The sequence below is a fragment of the Caldicellulosiruptor changbaiensis genome, assembly GCF_003999255.1.
Taxonomy (GTDB): domain Bacteria; phylum Bacillota; class Thermoanaerobacteria; order Caldicellulosiruptorales; family Caldicellulosiruptoraceae; genus Caldicellulosiruptor; species Caldicellulosiruptor changbaiensis.
The window spans coordinates 2,450,434-2,471,306 of record NZ_CP034791.1; the positions used below are offsets into that span (position 1 = coordinate 2,450,434).

18 protein-coding genes and 4 pseudogenes are annotated in these 20,873 nt (G+C 35.1%); 1 reads left to right on the forward strand and 21 read right to left on the reverse strand.

Translation table 11 applies throughout. From position 1 onward, the window contains the following. Positions 1 to 135 precede the first annotated feature (135 nt). From ELD05_RS11840 to ELD05_RS11850, 3 genes and pseudogenes are all read right to left on the reverse strand, one after another. Positions 136 to 759 (reverse strand): annotated as a pseudogene (locus ELD05_RS11840) (NUDIX hydrolase); the annotation flags it as partial. Positions 760 to 978: 219 nt separating this feature from the next. Beyond that, positions 979 to 1,326 (reverse strand): hypothetical protein, encoded by a 348-nt coding sequence (locus tag ELD05_RS11845; RefSeq protein WP_127352588.1) that lies wholly within the window; start codon positions 1,324 to 1,326, stop codon positions 979 to 981. 587 nt (positions 1,327 to 1,913) lie between these two features. Further along, positions 1,914 to 3,200 (reverse strand): IS110 family RNA-guided transposase, encoded by a 1,287-nt coding sequence (locus ELD05_RS11850; protein ID WP_127350861.1) that lies wholly within the window; start codon positions 3,198 to 3,200, stop codon positions 1,914 to 1,916. A gap of 627 nt (positions 3,201 to 3,827) precedes the next feature. On the opposite strand from ELD05_RS11850, the pseudogene ELD05_RS15090 reads away from it, so the two are divergent. Beyond that, positions 3,828 to 5,073: pseudogene (locus ELD05_RS15090) on the forward strand (IS110 family RNA-guided transposase). A gap of 272 nt (positions 5,074 to 5,345) precedes the next feature. Here ELD05_RS15090 and ELD05_RS11860 read toward each other — a convergent pair. From ELD05_RS11860 to nuoE, 18 genes and pseudogenes are all read right to left on the reverse strand, one after another. Continuing rightward, positions 5,346 to 5,552 carry a hypothetical protein gene (locus tag ELD05_RS11860; RefSeq protein WP_164742604.1) on the reverse strand — a complete coding sequence of 69 codons (207 nt, stop codon included), beginning with the start codon at positions 5,550 to 5,552 and terminating at the stop codon, positions 5,346 to 5,348. Further along, positions 5,531 to 6,310, reverse strand: coding sequence for a M48 family metalloprotease (locus ELD05_RS11865; protein WP_127352590.1), 780 nt, complete (start codon positions 6,308 to 6,310; stop codon positions 5,531 to 5,533). Before ELD05_RS11865 ends, ELD05_RS11860 begins: the two co-directional genes overlap by 22 nt. 445 nt (positions 6,311 to 6,755) lie before the next feature. After that, a complete protein-coding gene (locus tag ELD05_RS11870; protein ID WP_127352591.1) occupies positions 6,756 to 6,983 on the reverse strand; it encodes a hypothetical protein in 228 nt (75 codons plus the stop codon). A gap of 184 nt (positions 6,984 to 7,167) precedes the next feature. Next, positions 7,168 to 8,109 carry a DUF4846 domain-containing protein gene (locus ELD05_RS11875; protein ID WP_127352592.1) on the reverse strand — a complete coding sequence of 314 codons (942 nt, stop codon included), beginning with the start codon at positions 8,107 to 8,109 and terminating at the stop codon, positions 7,168 to 7,170. 12 nt (positions 8,110 to 8,121) lie between these two features. Then, on the reverse strand, positions 8,122 to 8,325 hold the full coding sequence (locus ELD05_RS11880) for a hypothetical protein (protein ID WP_127352593.1): 204 nt from the start codon (positions 8,323 to 8,325) through the stop codon (positions 8,122 to 8,124). A gap of 231 nt (positions 8,326 to 8,556) precedes the next feature. After that, positions 8,557 to 8,851, reverse strand: a pseudogene (locus ELD05_RS15145) (ISNCY family transposase); the annotation flags it as partial. Positions 8,852 to 8,956: 105 nt separating this feature from the next. Further along, positions 8,957 to 9,451, reverse strand: coding sequence for a DUF3368 domain-containing protein (locus ELD05_RS11885; protein ID WP_127352594.1), 495 nt, complete (start codon positions 9,449 to 9,451; stop codon positions 8,957 to 8,959). After that, positions 9,435 to 9,731: a UPF0175 family protein gene (locus tag ELD05_RS11890; protein ID WP_127352595.1), complete on the reverse strand. Its 297-nt coding sequence runs from the start codon at positions 9,729 to 9,731 to the stop codon at positions 9,435 to 9,437. The genes ELD05_RS11885 and ELD05_RS11890 overlap by 17 nt, the downstream gene beginning before the upstream one ends. 643 nt (positions 9,732 to 10,374) lie before the next feature. Continuing rightward, positions 10,375 to 10,836 (reverse strand): hypothetical protein, encoded by a 462-nt coding sequence (locus ELD05_RS11900; RefSeq protein ID WP_127352983.1) that lies wholly within the window; start codon positions 10,834 to 10,836, stop codon positions 10,375 to 10,377. Between the two features lie 407 nt (positions 10,837 to 11,243). Beyond that, positions 11,244 to 11,702 carry a protein-export chaperone SecB gene (locus ELD05_RS11910; protein WP_127352596.1) on the reverse strand — a complete coding sequence of 153 codons (459 nt, stop codon included), beginning with the start codon at positions 11,700 to 11,702 and terminating at the stop codon, positions 11,244 to 11,246. Beyond that, a complete protein-coding gene (locus tag ELD05_RS11915) occupies positions 11,699 to 12,073 on the reverse strand; it encodes a helix-turn-helix domain-containing protein (RefSeq protein ID WP_127352597.1) in 375 nt (124 codons plus the stop codon). Before ELD05_RS11915 ends, ELD05_RS11910 begins: the two co-directional genes overlap by 4 nt. Positions 12,074 to 12,159: 86 nt before the next feature. Next, positions 12,160 to 12,609 (reverse strand): hypothetical protein, encoded by a 450-nt coding sequence (locus tag ELD05_RS11920; protein ID WP_127352598.1) that lies wholly within the window; start codon positions 12,607 to 12,609, stop codon positions 12,160 to 12,162. Positions 12,610 to 12,727: 118 nt separating this feature from the next. Continuing rightward, positions 12,728 to 12,940: pseudogene (locus tag ELD05_RS14595) on the reverse strand (DUF4846 domain-containing protein); the annotation flags it as partial. 101 nt (positions 12,941 to 13,041) lie between these two features. Then, positions 13,042 to 13,245, reverse strand: coding sequence for a hypothetical protein (locus ELD05_RS11930; protein ID WP_127352599.1), 204 nt, complete (start codon positions 13,243 to 13,245; stop codon positions 13,042 to 13,044). Positions 13,246 to 13,679: 434 nt separating this feature from the next. Beyond that, positions 13,680 to 14,891: an iron-containing alcohol dehydrogenase gene (locus tag ELD05_RS11935; protein ID WP_127352600.1), complete on the reverse strand. Its 1,212-nt coding sequence runs from the start codon at positions 14,889 to 14,891 to the stop codon at positions 13,680 to 13,682. 119 nt (positions 14,892 to 15,010) lie between these two features. After that, entirely contained in the window at positions 15,011 to 18,547 is a 3,537-nt protein-coding gene (locus ELD05_RS11940; protein WP_127352601.1) for an NAD(P)-binding protein, read from the reverse strand. Positions 18,548 to 18,564: 17 nt separating this feature from the next. Further along, positions 18,565 to 20,319 (reverse strand): NADH-quinone oxidoreductase subunit NuoF, encoded by a 1,755-nt coding sequence (gene nuoF, locus ELD05_RS11945; RefSeq protein WP_127352602.1) that lies wholly within the window; start codon positions 20,317 to 20,319, stop codon positions 18,565 to 18,567. 14 nt (positions 20,320 to 20,333) lie between these two features. Next, positions 20,334 to 20,858, reverse strand: a complete 525-nt coding sequence (nuoE, locus tag ELD05_RS11950; RefSeq protein ID WP_164742606.1) for an NADH-quinone oxidoreductase subunit NuoE — start codon at positions 20,856 to 20,858, stop codon at positions 20,334 to 20,336. Between the last annotated feature and the right edge of the window lie 15 nt (positions 20,859 to 20,873).

Genomic DNA, 20,873 nt, shown 5'->3' on the forward strand with positions numbered 1-20,873 from the left:
ACAAAATTGTAAACTATTAAGTATTCTGAAACTCATTTATTTATTAATATAATTTATACCTCTTATTTTGATTTCCTAAACCATAATTTAATCCCATAAATTTAATTTTTTATAATCAATTAACTTTATCTTTTTCTATGTATTTAGCTGTCCTTTGATATTATAGTCCTTTTTTATCTGCATTATTAATTTTAGACTAACAAAATTGGCAATTATACGAGCAGTTATGCCCCATATTGTTCCATACGCAGTTTTATAGGCATACACGTTATATTTTAAATTTCCCCAAGGTCTTTTATACCTTTCAGATATTCCCAAGTCTTCAATAGGCAAAAGTATTTCTTCTCTTTGTGTTGCCTCATTAAATTTGGTTGGATGAATTTTTATTTCAACATGGAACTTTTGAGGCAAATTTACTATAAAAAATTGAAGGGGCAATGCAAAAATACTTTCAACCTCATAAGCATTAAATTGGATTTCTTCAATTTTCTTGTTAATAACTCCTACTATCGAGTCAACAACTGTCCCCATAGGTGCAATGATGGTTGGAAGCTTTCCCAATATTTCCACTTCACTCGGTGAAATATTCAATTCTTCTTTTAATTCTCTAAAGACGATATCGTAAATTGTGTCTTCATCTTTATCTTTGTCAACTCGTCCACCTGGCAAACAAATTTCACCACCTTGACTTATTGATTTGGACCTTATTTCAAAAAGTATTTGTAAATTATTCTCTTCTTTTAGAAGAAGCAAAATGGTTACTGCTCGTGAAAATTTTCAGCCAAATCAAGAGCAATTCCATTCGTTTTTAAACAATTTTTTATATTTCTTATAGTTAACATATAATTTTTTGCCTCCTTTTTGCAAACATAATTACTTTTGAAAACAAATCACAAAAATTAACCTGCAGATAATATTATTTCAAATTTTAACATAAACAGCTCTCTTTCCACCCCCTAAAAGTTAAAATATACTTGCTTAATCCTTTAAAATCTGAATGTTTTCACACCTTATGAATCCACTTGAATAAATTCCACCTATGCTTAATTCTATGTATTCTTCATTTTCTTCAAAATCCAATTGAAAAATCTGATCAAACTCCTTCTCTTCGATTACTATTCTATCATAAGAAAGCTCAAATTTATGGACATTGTTACAAATAAAATTTACTTTTGGATATGATTTAGCATTGCAAGGTAATGTTTGCATTTCAACAGTGATTTTTTTATCAGGGAATATTATAATACTCTCAATTATATCATCATGAAATGTCGGAAAATAACCATAGTCAGCTATAATCTCATCAGCACCAACTAAGTATTTCATAAAGAACACCTACCTCTCTCAATATACCTTTGATTTTCTCAAAATATCTCGCGATTTCTTTAAAATTCGCTATCGAAACAAATAATTTTGTTCTTGATATTGTTATTATTGCTTTATTCTACCATACCTAGCTTAGACTCAGCCTCTCTCTTGTATTTATCTTGTTGCTCTACCATATTACGGCGGGTATCTATCCACAACAACCATGGTGTTTACCCTCTCATGTCTCTCAGGGTCTTTTCTCACTTGCCCTCAATTCCCTCGTCCCATCTACCATGGCGTGGACGTCAGTTATGCTCGTATGCAGGGTCTTCGCCCGTATGGAGGATGTACTCTGACCACCCGCTCACATTTTTCAATCTACTTTCTATAAAAAATCATTTAATCCTTTCTCCTTCATTTCTTAACCATCAATACATTTTCTAAGATGTGAACTATTATTAAAAGGGGCGCTTTGCTACTCGACATGACTTAATCTCCTCGCAAAGCTAAGAATTTCTTTACCCCCTCAAGATGTGAATCACTCAAACTATTTCTCCTGCTTTAAACTAAGAATGTTCAAGCAATTTTTCTCACTTCGCTTCACTTCACGCTGTCCTTGCTAAAGCCTCTCTCTTTATATCGCTCAACATCTTGTTCCCATCATACTTTACGCCTTTTTTCAAAATCGCATAAAACACCCTTATCAATTTACAACACAGTGCTATTAATGATTGCTTCTTCTTCAAGGGATTGTTCTCTCGCGTGGTGTAATACCTGTGCAGCTGCTTAAATTCTTCATTCTTTGCTACTATTGTAATCATGGCCTTGAACAAGCTACTTCTGAGCCTTCCTCGCCCTCTTTTACTTATACACGTCTGACCCTTGTACTTGCCAGAACTATTCTCAACTATATTGAGTCCCGCTAATTTCTGTATCTGCTTCGAATCCTCATACCTCTTTATATCTCCAACCTCTGAAATAAATCCAACTGCTGTCTTCACTCCAACACCTTTTATTTCAAGAAGCTTATCGCCATTCGGCACCTCTTTCAAAAGCTCTGCCATCTCGGCTTCTATCTCTTCTACTTGCTTGTTTAAAAGCTCATATTCTTCAAGCAAATATTTTATCTCTTGTCTTGCCAGCTTTCTACCTTCTTTTTTACCTATACTTCTTTTGGCAGCTTCTGTTAAATCCATCGCCCTCCTGCGACTAATCGCTCGCTTATCTACTTTGTCACGCCAGTACTCTATAATCCCTTCTACTTCCTTCCCTACTACATCACAAGGCAATGGCATTTCTCTCAGCGTCGCTATTGCTGTCTTGCCTTCCCAATCAGAAAATACTCCTAAAAACTCTGGAAAATATATATCAAGCCAATTGATTATTTGATTTTTTAAAACATTCAGCTGTTTTTGAAGCCTTTCATATATGTTCATCGCTACTCTCATCTCAGCATATATACCCTCGGGTATATTTGGTTCTGTGTATCTTCCATCCTTCACAAGCATTGCTATCGTCTTCGGATCCTTTATATCACTCTTAGTTTGCGTGTTATCATCAAGCTCCTTGCTCCTCTTCACGTGAAAAGGATTCACTAATACCACTTTTATGCCATTCTCTCTTAAGTACTGCTCAAAGCACAGCCAGTAATGCCCTGTAGGTTCTATCCCAACTATCATACTCTCCTTGCCATTTGCTTTCATTATCTTATTTGCCCAATCCAGAAATTTTTCCATACCTTCTTTCCTATTCTCAAATTCTATTCTCTTACCAAGCTCCACTCCTCTGAAGTCAAATGCTCTACCAACATGCCTTTCCTTTGCTATATCTACTCCTACAACTAAAGTTCTTTCTGTGACTTGTAATATCTTTTCATTTTGTGTATACTTCAAAGAGGGTACCTCCTTTGTTGTGTTTTTTCGTAAGTTGTACAACTTACTTTATTAATTTTATCAGGAGGTACCTTATCTTTTCAAATCTCTTTTCTCTTCATTTTCACTCATTTTCGTTCATTACAGGAATGCTCGTATAATATGATTATCAAATCACTTAAAACTTCATATCTCAATTGGTACATTTAATTATCAGTACCAATTGATTACTGGAAATTCATTTTGATAATGCACCTTTCTTAAAACACTCATTTCTCAAAAATTGAATATTAAAATTGACTGCTACAGTTTAAATTTGCCCTTTATCTTTGGTAAACTAAAATCAGAAAAAGTTTAAGCCTGATTTAGTTTATTTGGATATATTTTGAACACCTCCTGCTGGACGTGCTTTGACATCTGCACGCCACAGCTTGCGAAAGACTGAACCCCAAAGGATTACATGAGTAATGTTTACTCGTTTGCTGTGCACGGTCAGGTTACCACATCTGATTTGAGCATATCAGATGTGTGCACCCTGTAAACTGCTCCGTAGCTCTAATATCGGCGAGGCTGCATTACATGTAATCCCCAAGGATAAAGGGCTTAACACTTTTTCTTACCACTACTTGCAAAAAGGAGGTCTTCAAATTGCCAAATACTTTAATCGTGGGCATTGATATCAGTAGTCAGTCAAATTCTATCTTCTTCATCGATGATGCCGGTAATCACTTGATTAAAAAACCTTTTTCCTTGCCTAATGATCAAGAAGGCGCTAACGAATTAATCAAAAGAGTTATTGACTGCCTCAGCCAGTATAATCTATCCTGTATTAAGTTTGGCATGGAAGCAACTTCACATTACGCTTGGCATCTGCACTTGTATCTTGCTTCTTCATCTGAACTGCTGCCATATAAACCAACTTTTTATGTTCTCAACCCAAGCATAGTCAAAGGCTTCAAAAAAATCTACACTTTCTTGCCTAAAACAGATAGCATCGATGCAATTATCATCGCTGAATGTGTCAGGTTCAGCAAACTCAACCCAACACCTTTGCCTGATTTTAAATATGCTGCACTACAACGCCTTACCAGAATGCGCTATCATCTTGTTCACAATCTAACTCGCGAAAAAAACAGAGCTCTCAATCTCATATACCTTAAATTCTCTACTTATTCTCAAGACTGTCCATTTTCAGATATCTTCGGTAAAGCTTCTTGTGCTATCATCGAAAACTTTACACCTGATGATATCGCTTCTATGCCTTTAGAAGACTTAATTAAATTCGTATCCGATAACGGCAACAATAGACTCTCAGATGTCAATAAAATCGCTGAAATACTTAAAACCGAGGCTCAAGCGTTCATACAGATTACATCCTCTGTTGGCTGAGGCAAATGACTTAGCTTTGTCTATGACCCTTGAAAACATTAGATTTATGCAAGAACAACTTAAAAAACTCGACAAAGAAATCTCAAAACTTCTTAAAGCTTTCTCTCAAACATTAACAACCGTCCCTGGCATAGGAGATGTTCTTGCAGCCGGCATCATCGCTGAAATCGGTGATATCAAGCGCTTCAAAAATGAAGCTGCTTTGGCAAAGTATTCTGGCCTTGTTTGGACTCAGTACCAATCAGGCAACTTCAATGCCCAAGATGTCTCATTAGCTAAGTGTGGTAACCAATACCTGAGATACTATCTTGTTGAAGCTGCTAACTGTGTAAGGGTGCACACAGTACGCTACAAAGCCTTCTACAACAAGAAGTTCTCAGAGGTTACCAAGCATCAGCATAAACGTGCCCTCGTCCTAACCGCAAGACGCTTAATTCCTTTGATCTTTGCCATGCTCAGCAAAGGTCAAATATATCAAGAAAGAGGTGATGTTTACAATACTTAGTTAGTCCCAATTTTTTAATTTAATAATCTTTCCCAAACAAGCTGCCAGTTAAATTTTTCCATGCTGAGCGGCTCGGTATTTTATTGTCTTTTTTGCCCTAATTATCTAAAAAAATTTTTTAAAAAACCCCCTTGACATTATACCGTTTGTCTTCTAACCATTTCTTGAGCATTTTATGAATTTGCAAATTATTTTTGTCTGTCAAACTTTGTAACAACTACACATCTATATCCTGGCATAGATAATTTTGCCATAAACTTTAGCGTCACAACTTATTTTTGCTCATGCAAGCTGCTAATGTCTTTAAAATGCTTCAAGATAATCTCCCCTACCTCTTTATTTACTCCAATCCATGGCTGCTCTCTATTAAAATCTTTTGCTGAAACAAGTTCAACAAGCAAACCAGATTTAGATGAATAAGTATATAAATGAGACCTCCCACCCTTTTCAAACATTTCTATTTTATAATCATACTCCAAAAGTGTATTGGCAAAACTGGATTTTTTTTCGTTCTGCTTATGCTCATTATTATCTTTTTTATTTCTTCCTTATCGGTAACATATATCTCAGCTGGCAAATTAACTTCTTCTTTTTTCACAGCATTTTCTTCCAAGGCTGGGCTGCATCTTTCTATTCTCACCTTTTCAATGTTTTTTACCCATACACCAAAATTACTGTTTGGTAAAATTGTGTTAAATACAAAGTAAGCACTAGTAAACAAGATGGAAGCAACTGCTAAAGCAACATACACTTTCTTAAGAGGTAAAAAGAAATCCTTTTCTTTTTTTTCAGCCTCAAATAATATCTTAATTCTATTTTTTAATGATGGATGCGACTGTATCTTTTCTAAAGAATTTGAAACATCATCTTTTATGTAATTCAGAGCATAAATTGACTTTAGAGCATTTTCATAAATTTCTCTATTCACACCATTTTTCAAAACAAACAAATCAGCTTCAATCTCCACACCTCGGCTTATGTAACTTATCAAAAAGATAAATTGAATTGCTCCCAACAACAAAATTAGAAATCTTATAATACTAAAAAATGCCTTATTTAGAATTAAAAGGCTTACCAAACTGTCAAGCCCAAATACAAATGCCATATAATAGAACATACATATAATCCAACCCAACAAAATTTTCTGCACATGACTTCTTTTTATATGTCCTATCTCGTGAATAACAATTGTCTCAAGCTCTTCTTCTTTTAAATTTTCCAAAGCATATGATATCACTAGAAGTGGAGGCTAGTAATACCCGCTGCAAAGAGATTTGCAAATTTTTGCCCACACGTATCAAGAATAGTTATTTTGAGGTTTTTGAGATCGAACTTTTTAACCACTTCTTTTATATAATTACTGTCATCTCCTTTGAGTCCTCTTTGAGGATATTGAAAATTGAGCTGTATTGAACAAAATATGTAATAACCTATAAAAATAGCAATAGGAATCAAGTAAATATACTTAAAATCACCAGTTTTCAGATTACCAAGAATAGGAATAAAAATTATAAAGAACACAGCAATACAGCCTACTAAGGCAGTTATCACCTAACGTAACAAAAAAAGTGCTTTAATTTTTTGATTTAAAATTTGTGATTTAATATTTGTCAAAAAGAAAATTGTCACAAAACAAATTTCAAACAAGTAAAGAGGCATAAAAAGAAAAACTTCTATATCTGTTAAGTCTTTTTTCTCAAAACTGCAACTGAAAAACCCATCATAGCTCCTATTATTATATCGATTAAAAATGCTGCTCTTATCGCAAAAGTATTCAACTTTGCTGCTGTCTCTTCCTTTTGCTGGCTTATTTCATAATGTGATATAACATACTTTTTTAAAGCAACCATAATAAGTATGTAAAAAATCAGAAGAGCTAAATTTAATAATATGTTTTTAATCCAAATCACCAAAACTCTCCTCCTTTATTTTTAAATTGCGTTATTTTTAACACTTTTTCTCATTTTTAACAGTTCACTTTCATTACTACCAGTCAAAAATTAATTGCTATCATTTAATGGTTTTTTAGATTTCTCACTAATAGCGTCCATACATAATATATAAAATATCTTTCATCTCTGACCCTACTAATGCTTACTCCCCAAACCTATAAACCTGATCTTTTGTAAACTGCCATTCTGGTGTTACTAAAACATCGCCAAAGTTTATTGAGTACCATGGGTTATCATCATCATTTGTTGGGTTTTTTAAGATGTGAATGTCTTGGGCTGGCATATAGCTTTGTGCAAGCAGGAATATCTTTTCACCCGTCTTCGGATTTTGTGCCATATCAACTACAATAACACAATGGCCAGGGTCGCTTCCTTTTAAAAATACATCTCCAATTTGCAAACCACTCAGAGGTATTTTTTGCATTTCTTGAGAAAGTGACAGTGTTCCAGCATATGCAAATACCATGTCAAGATACTTTCTAAAGCACGCATAATCATCACAGTATCCAGTCTTCTTTACCCAATAAGCTTTATTTCCTTCAACTTTGATTCTGTAGCCTTGCATCCACTTTTTAAAATCAGCTCTGAAGCCATTTGTGAAGTTAAAATGAATTTTGTCATATTGCTTGTTCTTATAAAGATATTCTGCTCGAAGTCTTATGACAGCATCTGCACACTGCTGCAAATCTCTTGTGCCAACATCCATGTCAATTACTGCAACATATACGTCCTTTGGTTTTTCTTCACCATTATAGTACTTCACCTTTGTGCCATGGGGCTTGAGTGGCAGATTCCTCAAGTATTCAGCAAAAGACCCTCTTGGAACTTCAACTCTTTCATATCCTTTTGGTACTTTTATTCTTTCGCCTATCGTTTTACCATGGCTATTTATGAGACTTTCTTTGTAACTTTGTTCTGACTTATTTGTCAGGGAAGCAATACTATCCTTCTCCTCTAACTTTGGCTTTTTTGCAATTTCAGGTTTTTTATTCAATTGGGATTGTTCAACTGCACATGCTACCATCAGAGCAAAAATAAGGATACTTGCTGCCCCTAACCGCATTATTTTCCTTAGCGTAGGCATTGAATCAGCTCCTTATTTAAACAGCTTTTTCAAAAGACTAAATATGCTAAAAGTTGTCTTATTGTATATCTTGTTGTACATGTACTTCTTTGGATTAGTCATCCAACCATAACCCCGTGGAGCTTTTAAACCTAAACTGTGTCTGATAAATCTTTTAACACTCGTTCTGGCAGCTATACTTTTCCTTATACTTGGTTTTCTCATGCCAAATTTCATCTTTCTTGGCCACCTTTCAGATTACTTTCTATCATTTTTTATATTCAAGCCAACTGCTTGTCCTTAGTTTAATTGTTGTTATATTTGTTCTTTTTAGATTACTTTTCATAATTTCGTTTCTTGGGTTGTTGAATAGTAATTATTGTTAACAAAGTATTAAATAAACAGAAATTGTTGATTCCACTCATAAGCAAAAGAAAATTTGTTGCCCTCTAATTTTCTAAGCAACTTTTAAAATAAAAAGGTAATTAATATCCAATCAACATGTCTCTTATAATTAGATTATATTCTCCTTCCAATTTGCAAAAAAGCTTTTCTATCTTTGTCCTGTGTTTGCATAGTTTCTTATCTTCTGATGTCTTTAAAATTTTACGTTTCTTCGGATCTTGAAGTATTTTTCCATTGTCTTTATTCTTCATATTTCTTCTGTTTTTCCTGCTACAAATCTTATTTTAAACTCATTTGCAATATTAAACCACCTGCTGCAATCATATCCTGTATCCGCTAATACTATCTTATAGTCAAATGATCACACTCTGTAATATTTGTCATATATGGATTTTCATTTTATTCCTTTTTTTAATATTATGTCATTTGGCTTGAAGAGTTTCTGAAATATTTAAATTTTAAATTAGAACACTTCGTTCGCACTCTTTAAAATTTCCCTATATAGCTCATGGCTTATCCTAATATTTGATTCGATTAACTTTTCTAATAAGGGCTTTAACTCAATGATTATGCCTTCCTGCTTTGCCCTCAATAAAATACCTAATGTTCCTGTAAGTTTTATATCCAGAGAAGATGCCACTTTCCTACCTTTCTTTTCATCCATGATTAAAAGGTCTCCACCTAGCTCCTTAAATAATATTATTGATTCACTTTCACCTATGTTTAAACCATGCATTTTTTGAACTAATTCTACTGCTAATCGATTTTTGACTTCTTTTGTAATTATAAAGTTATTCTTGGTTATTTTTTCAATCTCATAGGTAAACTTTTTATTAGATATAAGTTCTTTATACACTCCTTCTGAAATATAAATTCTTCCAAATAAATACTCTAAAATCTCCAATTTATTTATCTTTGCTAAGGCAATAATTGGAGTCGTGTTAGAAACTACTATCACTTTTATGCTCCTCCAACAACTTATCCAAATTCTCTTTATCTTCAATTACTTCTTCAATGGTTTGGTCAAAATAGCTTATGCCTAAGGCACCTAAGTCAGCCAAATAATCTATTTTATTCATTCCAAGTATTTCAGCTGCCTTCCCAAATGAAATCTTCTCTTCCTTTACTAATGTGTAAACTATAAGTTCCTTAATTTTCTTTAAAAACTCTTCATCATTACTTGGCAAATAATTAATAATTTCCTTAGGAAGTTCGAACTCAAATTTGCTTGTTTCCATTTAAAAAATCATCTCCTTTTTATATAATTTTTCTTTGATTTAAACTTCAACTTTCTTAACAACAAATTCTTTGACCAACACCACTAACTCATAAGAGTCTTTAGCTTCTTCAATTATGCCTGATAAACCTTTTGACACTTGTTCTTGCAGTTATGCTTTTTCTTATGCTTGGTTTTCTCATACCAAATTTCATCTTTCCACTTACTCTCCAACCAAACACTTGCTCATTATTATTCTTCTTAACAACAATATAACTTTTTTATAAAATTTTTTCAAGCAAAATAACAAAAAAGAGCAGAGCCTTTGCGCAGCTTGCCCTTTGAAATATAGCATTTGCTAAAAACGTAATTTAGACAGATTTTCATCCTAACTAGTTATTTTATTCTCTACTACAGCCGCTTTCTTCAAGGAATCATTTAAAACAGATCTACTAAGCCACTCAACAAAAGCCTCTGAACGATAGCAACATCCTATTTTCTCACCAATTTTCAATTATCCAATATTGATAGTCCATTCTTCTTATCAAAAAGCCAGTCGATAAATCCATCTTGATACGGAATAAGTCTACCTACCAATGTGTTCTGGACAGTCAATTATATCCGCATCAATGCAGATATTGTATTACAATTTTCATCTATATCCTTCATTTCTTCTTTTTAAATCCTTGTTTTATATATATCTCCTGATAGTAGTTTTTAAAAACCAAAACATCATCATAAAATCCTGTTTTGAATACTAAAATATTTACTGCTATTATGATTAAGACTGAAATAACTAAATACAAGGCTCCATCAAAAATATCTAAAACTTTTAATGTGTGTAGCAATCCTAAAATTAAATAAACGGGTAGTAAAACTAAGACAAAAAGATAGACTATTGATAAAAGAAACATGGTTACTTTAAACGCTATTCTGTTACCTTTATAAAATAAAAGTATATTAATAAAAACTATTCCATTAATCACAATCTTTTTTATTAATTTTTCGTTAATACCGAGAGATGTTAAGTTAATAATAAAATCTCCAAATAAGAGAAGAATTAGGGTAACTATACCAGCATTTACGATTTTCTTCCCTCTGTTAACCTGCCCCATATCAAAAAGCATATTTATCATCCTTTTTGCTTCCGTCTTTTCTTTCGAAACAGTCGCAAGTAAGTTAACAACAATTTTTTAAAAGGGTGTTTTTATTAAAGTTTCTTCAATTGAAGTTCTTAGTAAATTAACAGTGTATAACATCACATCTGCTTTAGTTTCTACTTTTAACTCAGTTTTTGTAGTGAAACAACTATAGAGATAAATTTTAAATTTTCAAATTCCTTTAAAAATCTCCTTTAACGCTTGAATATGCACATAGTTTTGCCTGATTGGATTATAGAGTTTTTCTTTTATAAATTACCTGTGTCCAATATTCACCATACTCATTTCCATAAACCCAGTCCTGTTTTAAATAATTTTTTATCTATCAATAGTTGTAGTCAAATAAAGTACAAGTTTTTCTAAACATTGCCAACTCATTGTTTTTGCGTCGTGGTCTGCTCCTTCATTTCCTTTAACTTATGTATGTTTATCAAGGGTAATCTTACAGGGGGATTAAAGCCTGCCAGGGCTGTACAAGAAATCACATATGCCCGTGTCAAGTGAGCTAAAGTCACTATTCCATTTAATTCTAACATATTCTTGAAATCTTGCATACCTAATTTTTCTTTTTTGCCTATAAATGCACCTTCATATATAATATTAACTTTAAACAAAAGTTTATTTTTAACCTTAGCAGTAAAATACGATTTGAAGTGGAGAACCCCATAATACAACTGTTCATTTTCTTCAAGTTTTATAATTTCATAATCATAGTTATTGCTTACACTAATACTTTCCTTCTCTTCGTTCCAATCCCTTGTTTCAAGCTCAAATTTTACAACTCTACTAGAAATAATTTGAAAATCAGCCTTTATCCTGTCTATATTTATCAAGCAGCATCACCTACTCTGTTGCTACTTCCCACGTCAATAAAGGACTCAGTACATTCAATCCACTGTTCCATAGGTTCTGTCTTTTCTCTCAACTCGACTTTAAATTCTAAACCAAGAGCTTTTGATATCTCATAAAGCATTTTTACAGTAGGATTATACTCTCCACTTTCAAGCTTTGAAACCATTGCTTGCGTCATCCCAAGCTTTTGAGCTAATTCTTTTTGGGTTAGATTGTTTTTTATTCTGTAATTTATCAAGCTCAATGCGATATTCACTAGAATATCATCTAATTCAAAATACTTTTTATCTTCTTCATTTACATATTTCTCCACTATTTTATATGGAGATTCCAACTTAATCAGCTCATTCATTTACGTTCACCTCTAAAAATAAATTTCTTCTATAATATTATATCCACTTATTTACTCTACTAACCCTCACGATTTAATAGCAAAAACTAAGTAGTAACCACTTTTAAATCAGGATATGTAGATTTGAGCTCCTCAAGACGTTCTTTCGCTTTTTCAATTGCATAAGAATAACTTTTTGGATTTTTCTGTTTGGCTGGGCTTTTCTCAGGAAAGGCATAAAGCAAAATCACAATTTCCTTTCCACCATACTCAAAAAAAGAAAATATAATCCTTACATTATGTTTATCTTTAATTTTCATAGAATAAAAATATTCTTCCCTCTTTAATTTCTCAAAAATCTGAGATTGATTAGTACAACCTTTCTTGAGAGCTTCTAAAAACTTAAGTGCTTTTCTAAATTTTCGACCAAACTGGGCTTTTTCACCACTTTTATCTATAATCTCTTCTAAATCACTATTAAGCCCTGAATGACAATAAATATAGTTTGAAATAAACCCCTCTGGATAAATTATATTTCCCACTTTGTTAAATTCCATCCTTGACACCTCAATTATATAACTTATAAGTTATATTTGTCAACAGAATTTTTACAAATCTTTTGTTAGTCGTTTGAAACTATACACACTAAACAGGTTACACATAAGTATTTACTCCCTAAAACCTATAAACATACCCCTTTTTGAACTGCCACTCTGCTGTTATTAAAATCTCCTCAAAATTTACTGAATACCATGGATTGTCATTTTCATCTGCCGGGTTTTTTAGGATGTGTATATCCTGAGCGGGCATGTAGCTTTGAGCAAATAGGAAAATCTTCTCACCTGCCCTCAAATCTTGTGCCATATCAATAACAATTGCGAAGTGTCCAGAACTTAGAAGTACACTCTTGCAAAAATAAAAGTGTCTCACCATAGGCAAAGATTATATATTGCCTTTTCACTATTAAGACTTTCACTTCATATAGATCCTCATTTGAATAACTTCTTAAAAAGCGAAAATATGCTAAAAGTTGTTCTGTTATAGATTTTGTTGTACATGTATTTTTTAGGATTTGTTATCCATCCATATCCCCTCGGTGCTTTCAAGCCCAAATTATGTCTGATAAACCTTTTGACGCTTGTTCTTGCAGCTATGCTTTTTCTTATGCTTGGTTTTCTCATACCAAATTTCATTTTATTGACCACCTTTCAGGTTAAAGCTTTCAATCTACTTTTGATTTAATTGTTTTATTTTCTTTTACAGTATGTACATCAATTAGAAGTAGTAAAAGTTTAGCTGTTATATAAATATCTACACTATTCATAGTACTTATCTCTAATTATACCATACACTTGCTAAATTTAAAATTTCCTAAATTGCACATTAACATTTTAGCGTCCGTCTCTTTTATGATGTGCTGAGTAGAATGTGAGTTTAGCCTTTGTGAGGACAAAAAAAGCTTGGGGGTAAGCCTGAAAGGATGCTCTTCTGATAAGTTAAGAGAAAGACAAGAAATCCTAAAGTGTTTATTAATAATGTTGGGGTGGTACTAAAAAATACCCACCCCAACTATTGCTCACTATAGAAAAGTCACAAATATTTACTCTTATCTGCCACAATCAAAATCTCACTTCATTGGGTACAATGATTCTTCGTAAATCTTCTTAATTACTTCTTTGGTTGCCTTGACTGGAGACATTGAAAGGAGTAACCCTAAAGACGGTGTCTCAAGTGCCAAGTCCACAAGATTATCAACGTCGCTCTGGCTAAATCCAAAGTCAGAAAGTTTCTTATCGCACCCCATTGTAAACAACCACTCTTCTACTTTCTTTGCTGCAAATTCTGCCTCTGCAGGCACTCCTTTTAAGTTAGGAACAATTGGTTCATAAACAGATGCCAAAACTTCAGCCTGATACGGATAAATTGTCTTGATTATAGCAGGAAGAAGTGCTCCAAGCCCCAAACCATGTGGAAGTTCAGGCTTTACAGCACTTAGCGGATGTTCAAGTGCATGTGTAAGATGTAAAAGCCCGTTATCAAACGAGATACCTGCTAGTGCTGATGCATACAAAAGGTAATACCTTGCAATAAGGTTTTGTGGCTCATTTATTGCAACAGGTAGATATTTTGCTATAAGCCTTACTGTCTCCTGTGCGGTTAAAATACTGTATGGGGATGCTACCAATGTTGTTGAGGCTTCTGTAATGTGATTGAGCGCATCTACTGTAACTGCAACAGTTTGTGTTTTATCAAGTTTTGTCATAAGCTGAGGATCATCTATTGAGTATAATGGATAGATACAATCATATGCAATTGCGGGCTTGTAATTTTTCTCAGGTATAGTTGCAACAGCAAATCTATCAACTTCTGTACCTGTACCATGTGTCAAGTTTATAGCTATTATTGGAACAGCTTTTTCAGGAGCAAACTTTTGCTCGTAAAGTTCTCTTGCATTCCTGTCTTTGTATTCAAGAAGTACAGCAACGCTTTTTGCAGTATCAATTGGACTTCCTCCACCGATACCAATAACTGCTTGTGCACCAAAACTTTTAGCCATTTCAACCGCTTCTTCGATCATATCAACAGTGGGGTTTGGCCCAACCTTGTCATAAATACAAAAGTCAACTTTCTTTTCTTCCAGTGCAGGCCTTACAACATCCCAAGCTCCACTTATTTTGTACGAGCTTTTACCAGTTATAAGTATAACTTTATTTATTCCCCTCTTCTTCAAATCCTCCAAAATGTCGCCTATTTTATTAATAGCACCAATTCCGAAATATGTTGTGTTTTTACACCTAAGTTCAAATACCTTGAAAGGATTTATTTTAGTTTCCCACATACAAATTACCTCCTGTTAAAAAATTAATATTCCAATTATTATTATATAAACATTGTTTGTTTTTTGTCAATCAAAAATATTAAAAATCAAAATAGGCTCTCATAAAAGAGAGCCTATTTTTAGTATTTCAAATGCTTATCTTGTAAGTATTTTTCAAATCGATTTTTCACTGTGTCAAATACTGCTTTTTCTACAAAAGCAGGTGCATCCTTCGATACAAATAAGTGTACAGTTTTATCTGGAGTTGCAAACCCTTCTGTGTAAAGTATTTGCTGATTATACTTGTTCTCATTTTGGAGCAATTCAACCATTTCGCGGTTTAGTTTCTCTAAGTTATATTGCAAACCAAATAGTTCAGCCAATTTCAGCAACAAATCCAAATTAGAAAGCCCATTCTTTGGCTTTAGTACCAAGTTCAGATTTTGTATCTTTCCGTCAGCTCTTGTCACAGTTCCTGTGCTCTCAACATGGCTGACAAGTGGAAGAACAACATCGGCTTTCTTGGCCGTTTCTGTCAAAAATACATCAGCAACAATCAAACATTCAAGTTTGTCTAAAACTTCTCCCAGGTTCTTATCTGCAGCTTGTGGATCCTCACTTACTATGAACGCAGCCTTGACCTTCCCTTCATTAATCAGCTTTACTATTCCTTCTTTGCTCATTCTAATACCCATATCCCAAGCACCTTGAGTATTGCCAAGGCCAGTTACTTTAATTATACCACAGCGTGGTCTTCCAATTTTTTGTGTCAATGTTAATATATCAGCAAGCAGCCCAATGGTTGTGTCTGATACAGTATCTTCGTCTACAATCACCATAGCAGTTTTCGCACCAGCTATGATTTTTGCAAACTCACTTGCTTCATCTGTAACTTCAACATTCTTTACATCATCTTTTAGTTCATCTAAATTAACTGCTATTTTAGATACATAATCTTCATCGACAGCCTTCATTTCGAATAAAGCTTTTATTGTTGCCTTGAAAAAGGCTGTATTATCTATCTTGTATGTTGCAATCGCCCTCTCGTCTGCCCTTGTCTCTCCATTGTTTATTGTAACCAGTTTTGCACCCAATTCAACTGCTTTTTTCAGTTTAGCACCCATTACTGCATGGTTTTCTGCTACCTTGCCAACAGCTACAATAAGGTCAGTAGAGTAAATTTCATCAAAACTATTAGTTGAAGCGTTCAAACCAAATATTCTATCGAGTACAGACTCCCTCAAGTCGAAAGAACCTATCACAGTAGTGTCAAGTTTTTGTGCCAGTTTTGTAAGAAGTAAAGCTTCCTCATTTGTCAACCTCTGTGATGCAATTATTGCTATACTATCCTTACCATATGATGCTCTAATTGCTTGAAGTTTTTTAGCAGTCTCAATCAGTGCTTGGTCAAAAGTGGTTTTAGATAGTTCTCCATTTACTTTAATCAAAGGTGCTAAAATTCTGTCTTTGTCGTTTACATACTTTATACCAAACCTGCCAAAAGCACAAAGCATACCCTCATTTGATTGAACTGGTGATGCATCAAATATCAAATTCCCCTTCGTCTCTACCAGCATTTCACAACCCATGCCACAGAAAGTACATACAGTTTTTGTAGCAACAGTATTAACTGGTACTTGCTTTGCAACAGGTTGTTTGCCAATACATGCACCTGTTGGGCATATGTCAGCACACTGTCCACAGGATATACAGCTTGTCTCTTCTAACGGCAAACCAAACTCTGGTTTGACTATTGTTTCAAAGCCGCGATTCACAAATCCAAGCGCGCAAACTCCAACTACCTCTTCACAAACTCTTATGCAAAGACCGCACAAAATACATTTGTCAGGATTTCTTTCTATAAACGGATGCTTCTGAGGCTCATATCTTTTGTGCTTGTAACCTGAAAGCCGCTGAGGATCTACATCGTACTGGTTAACATATTTATAAAGCTGGCACTCAAAGTAATCCATGCATCCACACTCAAGACACCTTGATGCTTCCGCAATGGCCTCTTCTTCTGTCATTGTTGATGTTATCTCTCTGAAGTTATTCTTTCTTTCTTCGGCATTTGCTACCTTTAATGGTACCCTTGGTCTTTTCTCTCTATCTTTGAAGTCTTCTGGCGTAAGGTCTTCTTGCTTTACATAATATGGTTCTTTAATTGGTTCTAACTTGCCCCTAAGATAGCTATCGATAACCTTTGCTGCGTTTTTCCCTTGTGCTATAGCTTCTATTGCAATCTTTGGACCTGTTACAGCATCACCACCTGCAAATACACCTTCAAGACTTGTTTGATATGTCCCTTCATCTACCTTTATTGTACCATGTCTTGTAAGCTCCAACCCTTCTATATCTTCCACTCTTACTTTCTGACCAATTGCAGATATAATTGTATCGGCTTCAAAAATAACCTCAGCACCCTCTATTGGTACAGGTCTTCTTCTTCCTGATTCATCCATATCACCAAGTCGCATCCTCTGACACTTAAGTGCCCTGACCCTGCCTCCATCAGTTATTACCTCAATAGGTGCAACAAGGAACTGGAACTTCACTCCTTCCTCTTCTGCTTCTTTTACTTCAATATCCTCGGCAGGCATCTCTTCACGCGTTCTACGATAAAGCACTGTAACCTCTTTTGCACCAAGTCTTATTGCTGTTCTTGCAGCATCCATAGCAGTGTTACCACCGCCAACTACAAGAACACGCTGTCCAAGATTTACTGGCTGGTTCATAGAAACCTTTCGCAAAAACTCAATCCCACCTATAACACCTTCTGCACTGTCTCCTGGACATCCCAGTGTTGAGCTTTTCCAAGCACCAACTGCTAAGAAAACTGCATCATAGTTTTTGCGAAGATACTCCAAAGGAATATCAACACCAAGCCGCATATTAGTCTTAATTTGAACGCCCATTTTTTCAATTAGCTCAATTTCTTTATCCAATATCCTCTTTGGAAGTCTGTATTCAGGTATACCGTATCTTAACATACCACCAGCTTTTGGCATAGCCTCATAAACAACTACGTCATGACCTTCCTTTGCTAAGAAAAACGCACATGTAAGCCCAGCCGGCCCACCACCAACAATAGCAACCTTTTTACCTGTCTTTGGTTTTATCGGCGGTATATAACCATCGTCCAAAAGGTCAATGTCCCCTACAAATCTTTTGAGCTCGGCAATGGCAATAGGTTGGTCCACCATATTTCTTCTGCATGCTTCCTCACAAGGGTGTGGGCACACTCTACCTATACTTGCAGGAAACGGCAACTGTTCTTTTATGAGCGCAACCGCTTCTCTAAACTGACCATTTGCAATAAGTCCCACATACCCTTGGCAATCGGTATGAGCAGGGCAAGCCAGGACACAGGGAGGTCTACAATCTCCTCTGTGCTCGGATAACAAAAGCTCTAAAGCCATCCTGCGTGCATTTCTGACACGCGGTGAATTTGTTTTTATAACCATTTTATCAGTAACATATGTTGAACATGCTCTTGCCAATTTAGGTGAGCCTTCTATTTCTACAACACAGAGCCCACATGCACCGTAAGGTTTTAACCTTTTATCATAGCAAAGATGGGGAATTTCTATATTATTCTCATGTGCTACTTCTAAGATTGTTTTCCCTTCCTCGGCAAATATCTCTTTGTTGTCGATGTTCACCCTCACAAGTCGCATAAACATCCTCTCCCTCTTTATTCAACATTGACAGCACCAAATCTGCAAACATTCATACACGTTCCACACTTTGTGCATTTGCTCTGATCAATAACATGTGGTTTTAATCGCTCACCTGTTATTGCTTTAGTTGGACATTTTCTTGCACAAAGTCCACAACCTGTACATTTTTCAGGCAATATAGAGTAGGTTATTAGCGCTTTACATTGCTTTGCAGGACACTTTTTATCTCTTATATGTGCTATATATTCATCTTTAAAATATCTAAGGGTTGTAAGAACTGGGTTTGGAGCAGTCTGTCCAAGTCCACACAGTGAACCGTCTTTAACACTAACTGCCAGCTCTTCAAGCAATTCTAAGTCGCCATCCCTACCCTCGCCATTGCATATCCTATCTAAAATCTCCAGCATACGTCTTGTACCGACACGACAATAAGTACATTTACCGCAGGATTCTTTACAAGTAAATTCTAAGAAGAATCTTGCTATATCAACCATACAGGTAGTTTCGTCCATTACTATCATTCCACCAGAACCCATTATAGCACCAGTTTTTGTTATGCTTTCGTAGTCAACTGGAGTATCTATAAGGTTGGCCGGAATGCATCCACCAGAAGGTCCGCCCATCTGCACTGCTTTAAATGCTTTGTCGTCTTTTATACCGCCACCTATGTTGTATATAACCTCGCGTAGTGACATGCCCATAGGAACTTCAACCAATCCACCTCTTTTTATCTTACCAGCAAGTGCAAACACTTTTGTTCCCTTACTTTTTTCTGTTCCCAAGCTTGCAAAAGCCTTGCCTCCATTTGTGATTATCCATGGCACATTTGCATATGTTTCAACATTGTTTATATTTGTAGGCCTACCCCATAGCCCTGATTGAGCCGGGAATGGCGGTTTTAGTCTTGGCATACCTCTTTCGCCTTCTATAGACGCAATAAGTGCAGTTTCTTCTCCACATACAAATGCCCCTGCACCTTTTTTTAGCTTTATATCAAAGCTAAAATTGGTATTTAAGATATTATTCCCAAGCAGGTTTCTATTTCTTGCCTGCTCTATTGCTATCTCCAAACGTTTTATTGCAAGTGGATATTCAGCACGAACATAAATGTACCCTTCCTTTGCACCAATAGCATATGCAGCAATGGCCATTCCCTCTAAAACTGCATGAGGATCACCTTCAAGAATACTCCTGTCCATAAAAGCACCAGGGTCACCCTCATCAGCATTGCAAACCACATATTTTATATCTCCACTTGCTTTTCTTGCCGCATCCCACTTAAACCATGTAGGAAATCCTGCACCGCCTCTACCGCGTAACCCTGAAATCTTTATCTCTTCAATAACCTCTTCAGGCGTCATTGACGTTAGCACTTTTTTAAGCGCTTCATAACCACCATTCTTTATATAATCATCGATATCTTCAGGATTTATTCGGCCACAATTTTTTAGTGCAATTCTTACCTGCGACTTCAACATCGGGTACGGTTCGAAAGAGGTAGATACAATAAATTCATCAAGCGGTTTTTTGCCTATGACATGGCTTTCAATTATCTTGGGTATCATCTCAGGCGTAACATTGCCATAGGTGTATACATCATCACCATCTATGACATCAACAAGTGGCTCAAAAAAGCAAAGACCAATACAACCTGTTGGTTCCACTGGAATATCAAGGTTTCTGGAGCGTAACTCCTGTTGTATACATTCCATGACCTTGTTTCCGCCTGCCGCCATACCACAGCTGCCAAGTCCCACTCGAATTTTCATCTCTGCCACCTCTTCTATACATTTTTCTCTCTTTCATATATCCTACGTATAATCTCCCTTGCCTTATCAGGTGTAAGTTTTCCATACGTTTCACCATTTATCATCATAACAGGTGCAAGACTACAGCAACCAAGACATGCAACCTCTTCTAAGGTGAACATCCCGTCTTCTGTTGTATCACCTGGCTTTATATTCAATTCATCACACAAGGCATTCTTAATCTCTTCAGACCCATTTACATGGCATGCAGTCCCTTGGCATTGTAAGATCACATATTTCCCAACTGGCTTTAACCTAAATTGAGCATAAAAAGTTGCAATTCCATATATCTTAGCCTTTTTTACACCTGTTTTTTCTGAGATATAACTTAGTGCATCTAATGGCAGAAATCCGTAAATCTCTTGTGTTTTTTGTAAAATCGCTATAATGTTACTCTTTTCTCCTTTGTACTCATCCAAAACAGGGTCAAGCAAAGAAAGATCTACTTTCTGGTTTTTAAAATTAGAGGCCAATCTGTTTTCACATTCAGGGCAACTCATATACATCATCCCTTC

Coding starts and splice junctions, on each gene's coding strand:
- ELD05_RS11900 (WP_127352983.1), bottom strand. CDS start 10,836: ATGCTTTTTGATATGGGGCAGGTTAACAGAGGGAAGAAAATCGTAAAT.
- ELD05_RS11940 (WP_127352601.1), bottom strand. CDS start 18,547: ATGCGACTTGTGAGGGTGAACATCGACAACAAAGAGATATTTGCCGAG.
- ELD05_RS11935 (WP_127352600.1), bottom strand. CDS start 14,891: ATGTGGGAAACTAAAATAAATCCTTTCAAGGTATTTGAACTTAGGTGT.
- nuoF (WP_127352602.1), bottom strand. CDS start 20,319: ATGAAAATTCGAGTGGGACTTGGCAGCTGTGGTATGGCGGCAGGCGGA.
- nuoE (WP_164742606.1), bottom strand. CDS start 20,858: ATGAGTTGCCCTGAATGTGAAAACAGATTGGCCTCTAATTTTAAAAAC.
- ELD05_RS11930 (WP_127352599.1), bottom strand. CDS start 13,245: ATGAAATTTGGTATGAGAAAACCAAGCATAAGAAAAAGCATAGCTGCA.
- ELD05_RS11915 (WP_127352597.1), bottom strand. CDS start 12,073: ATGAATGAGCTGATTAAGTTGGAATCTCCATATAAAATAGTGGAGAAA.
- ELD05_RS11890 (WP_127352595.1), bottom strand. CDS start 9,731: ATGGAAACAAGCAAATTTGAGTTCGAACTTCCTAAGGAAATTATTAAT.
- ELD05_RS11920 (WP_127352598.1), bottom strand. CDS start 12,609: ATGGAATTTAACAAAGTGGGAAATATAATTTATCCAGAGGGGTTTATT.
- ELD05_RS11875 (WP_127352592.1), bottom strand. CDS start 8,109: ATGCCTACGCTAAGGAAAATAATGCGGTTAGGGGCAGCAAGTATCCTT.
- ELD05_RS11845 (WP_127352588.1), bottom strand. CDS start 1,326: ATGAAATACTTAGTTGGTGCTGATGAGATTATAGCTGACTATGGTTAT.
- ELD05_RS11880 (WP_127352593.1), bottom strand. CDS start 8,325: ATGAAATTTGGCATGAGAAAACCAAGTATAAGGAAAAGTATAGCTGCC.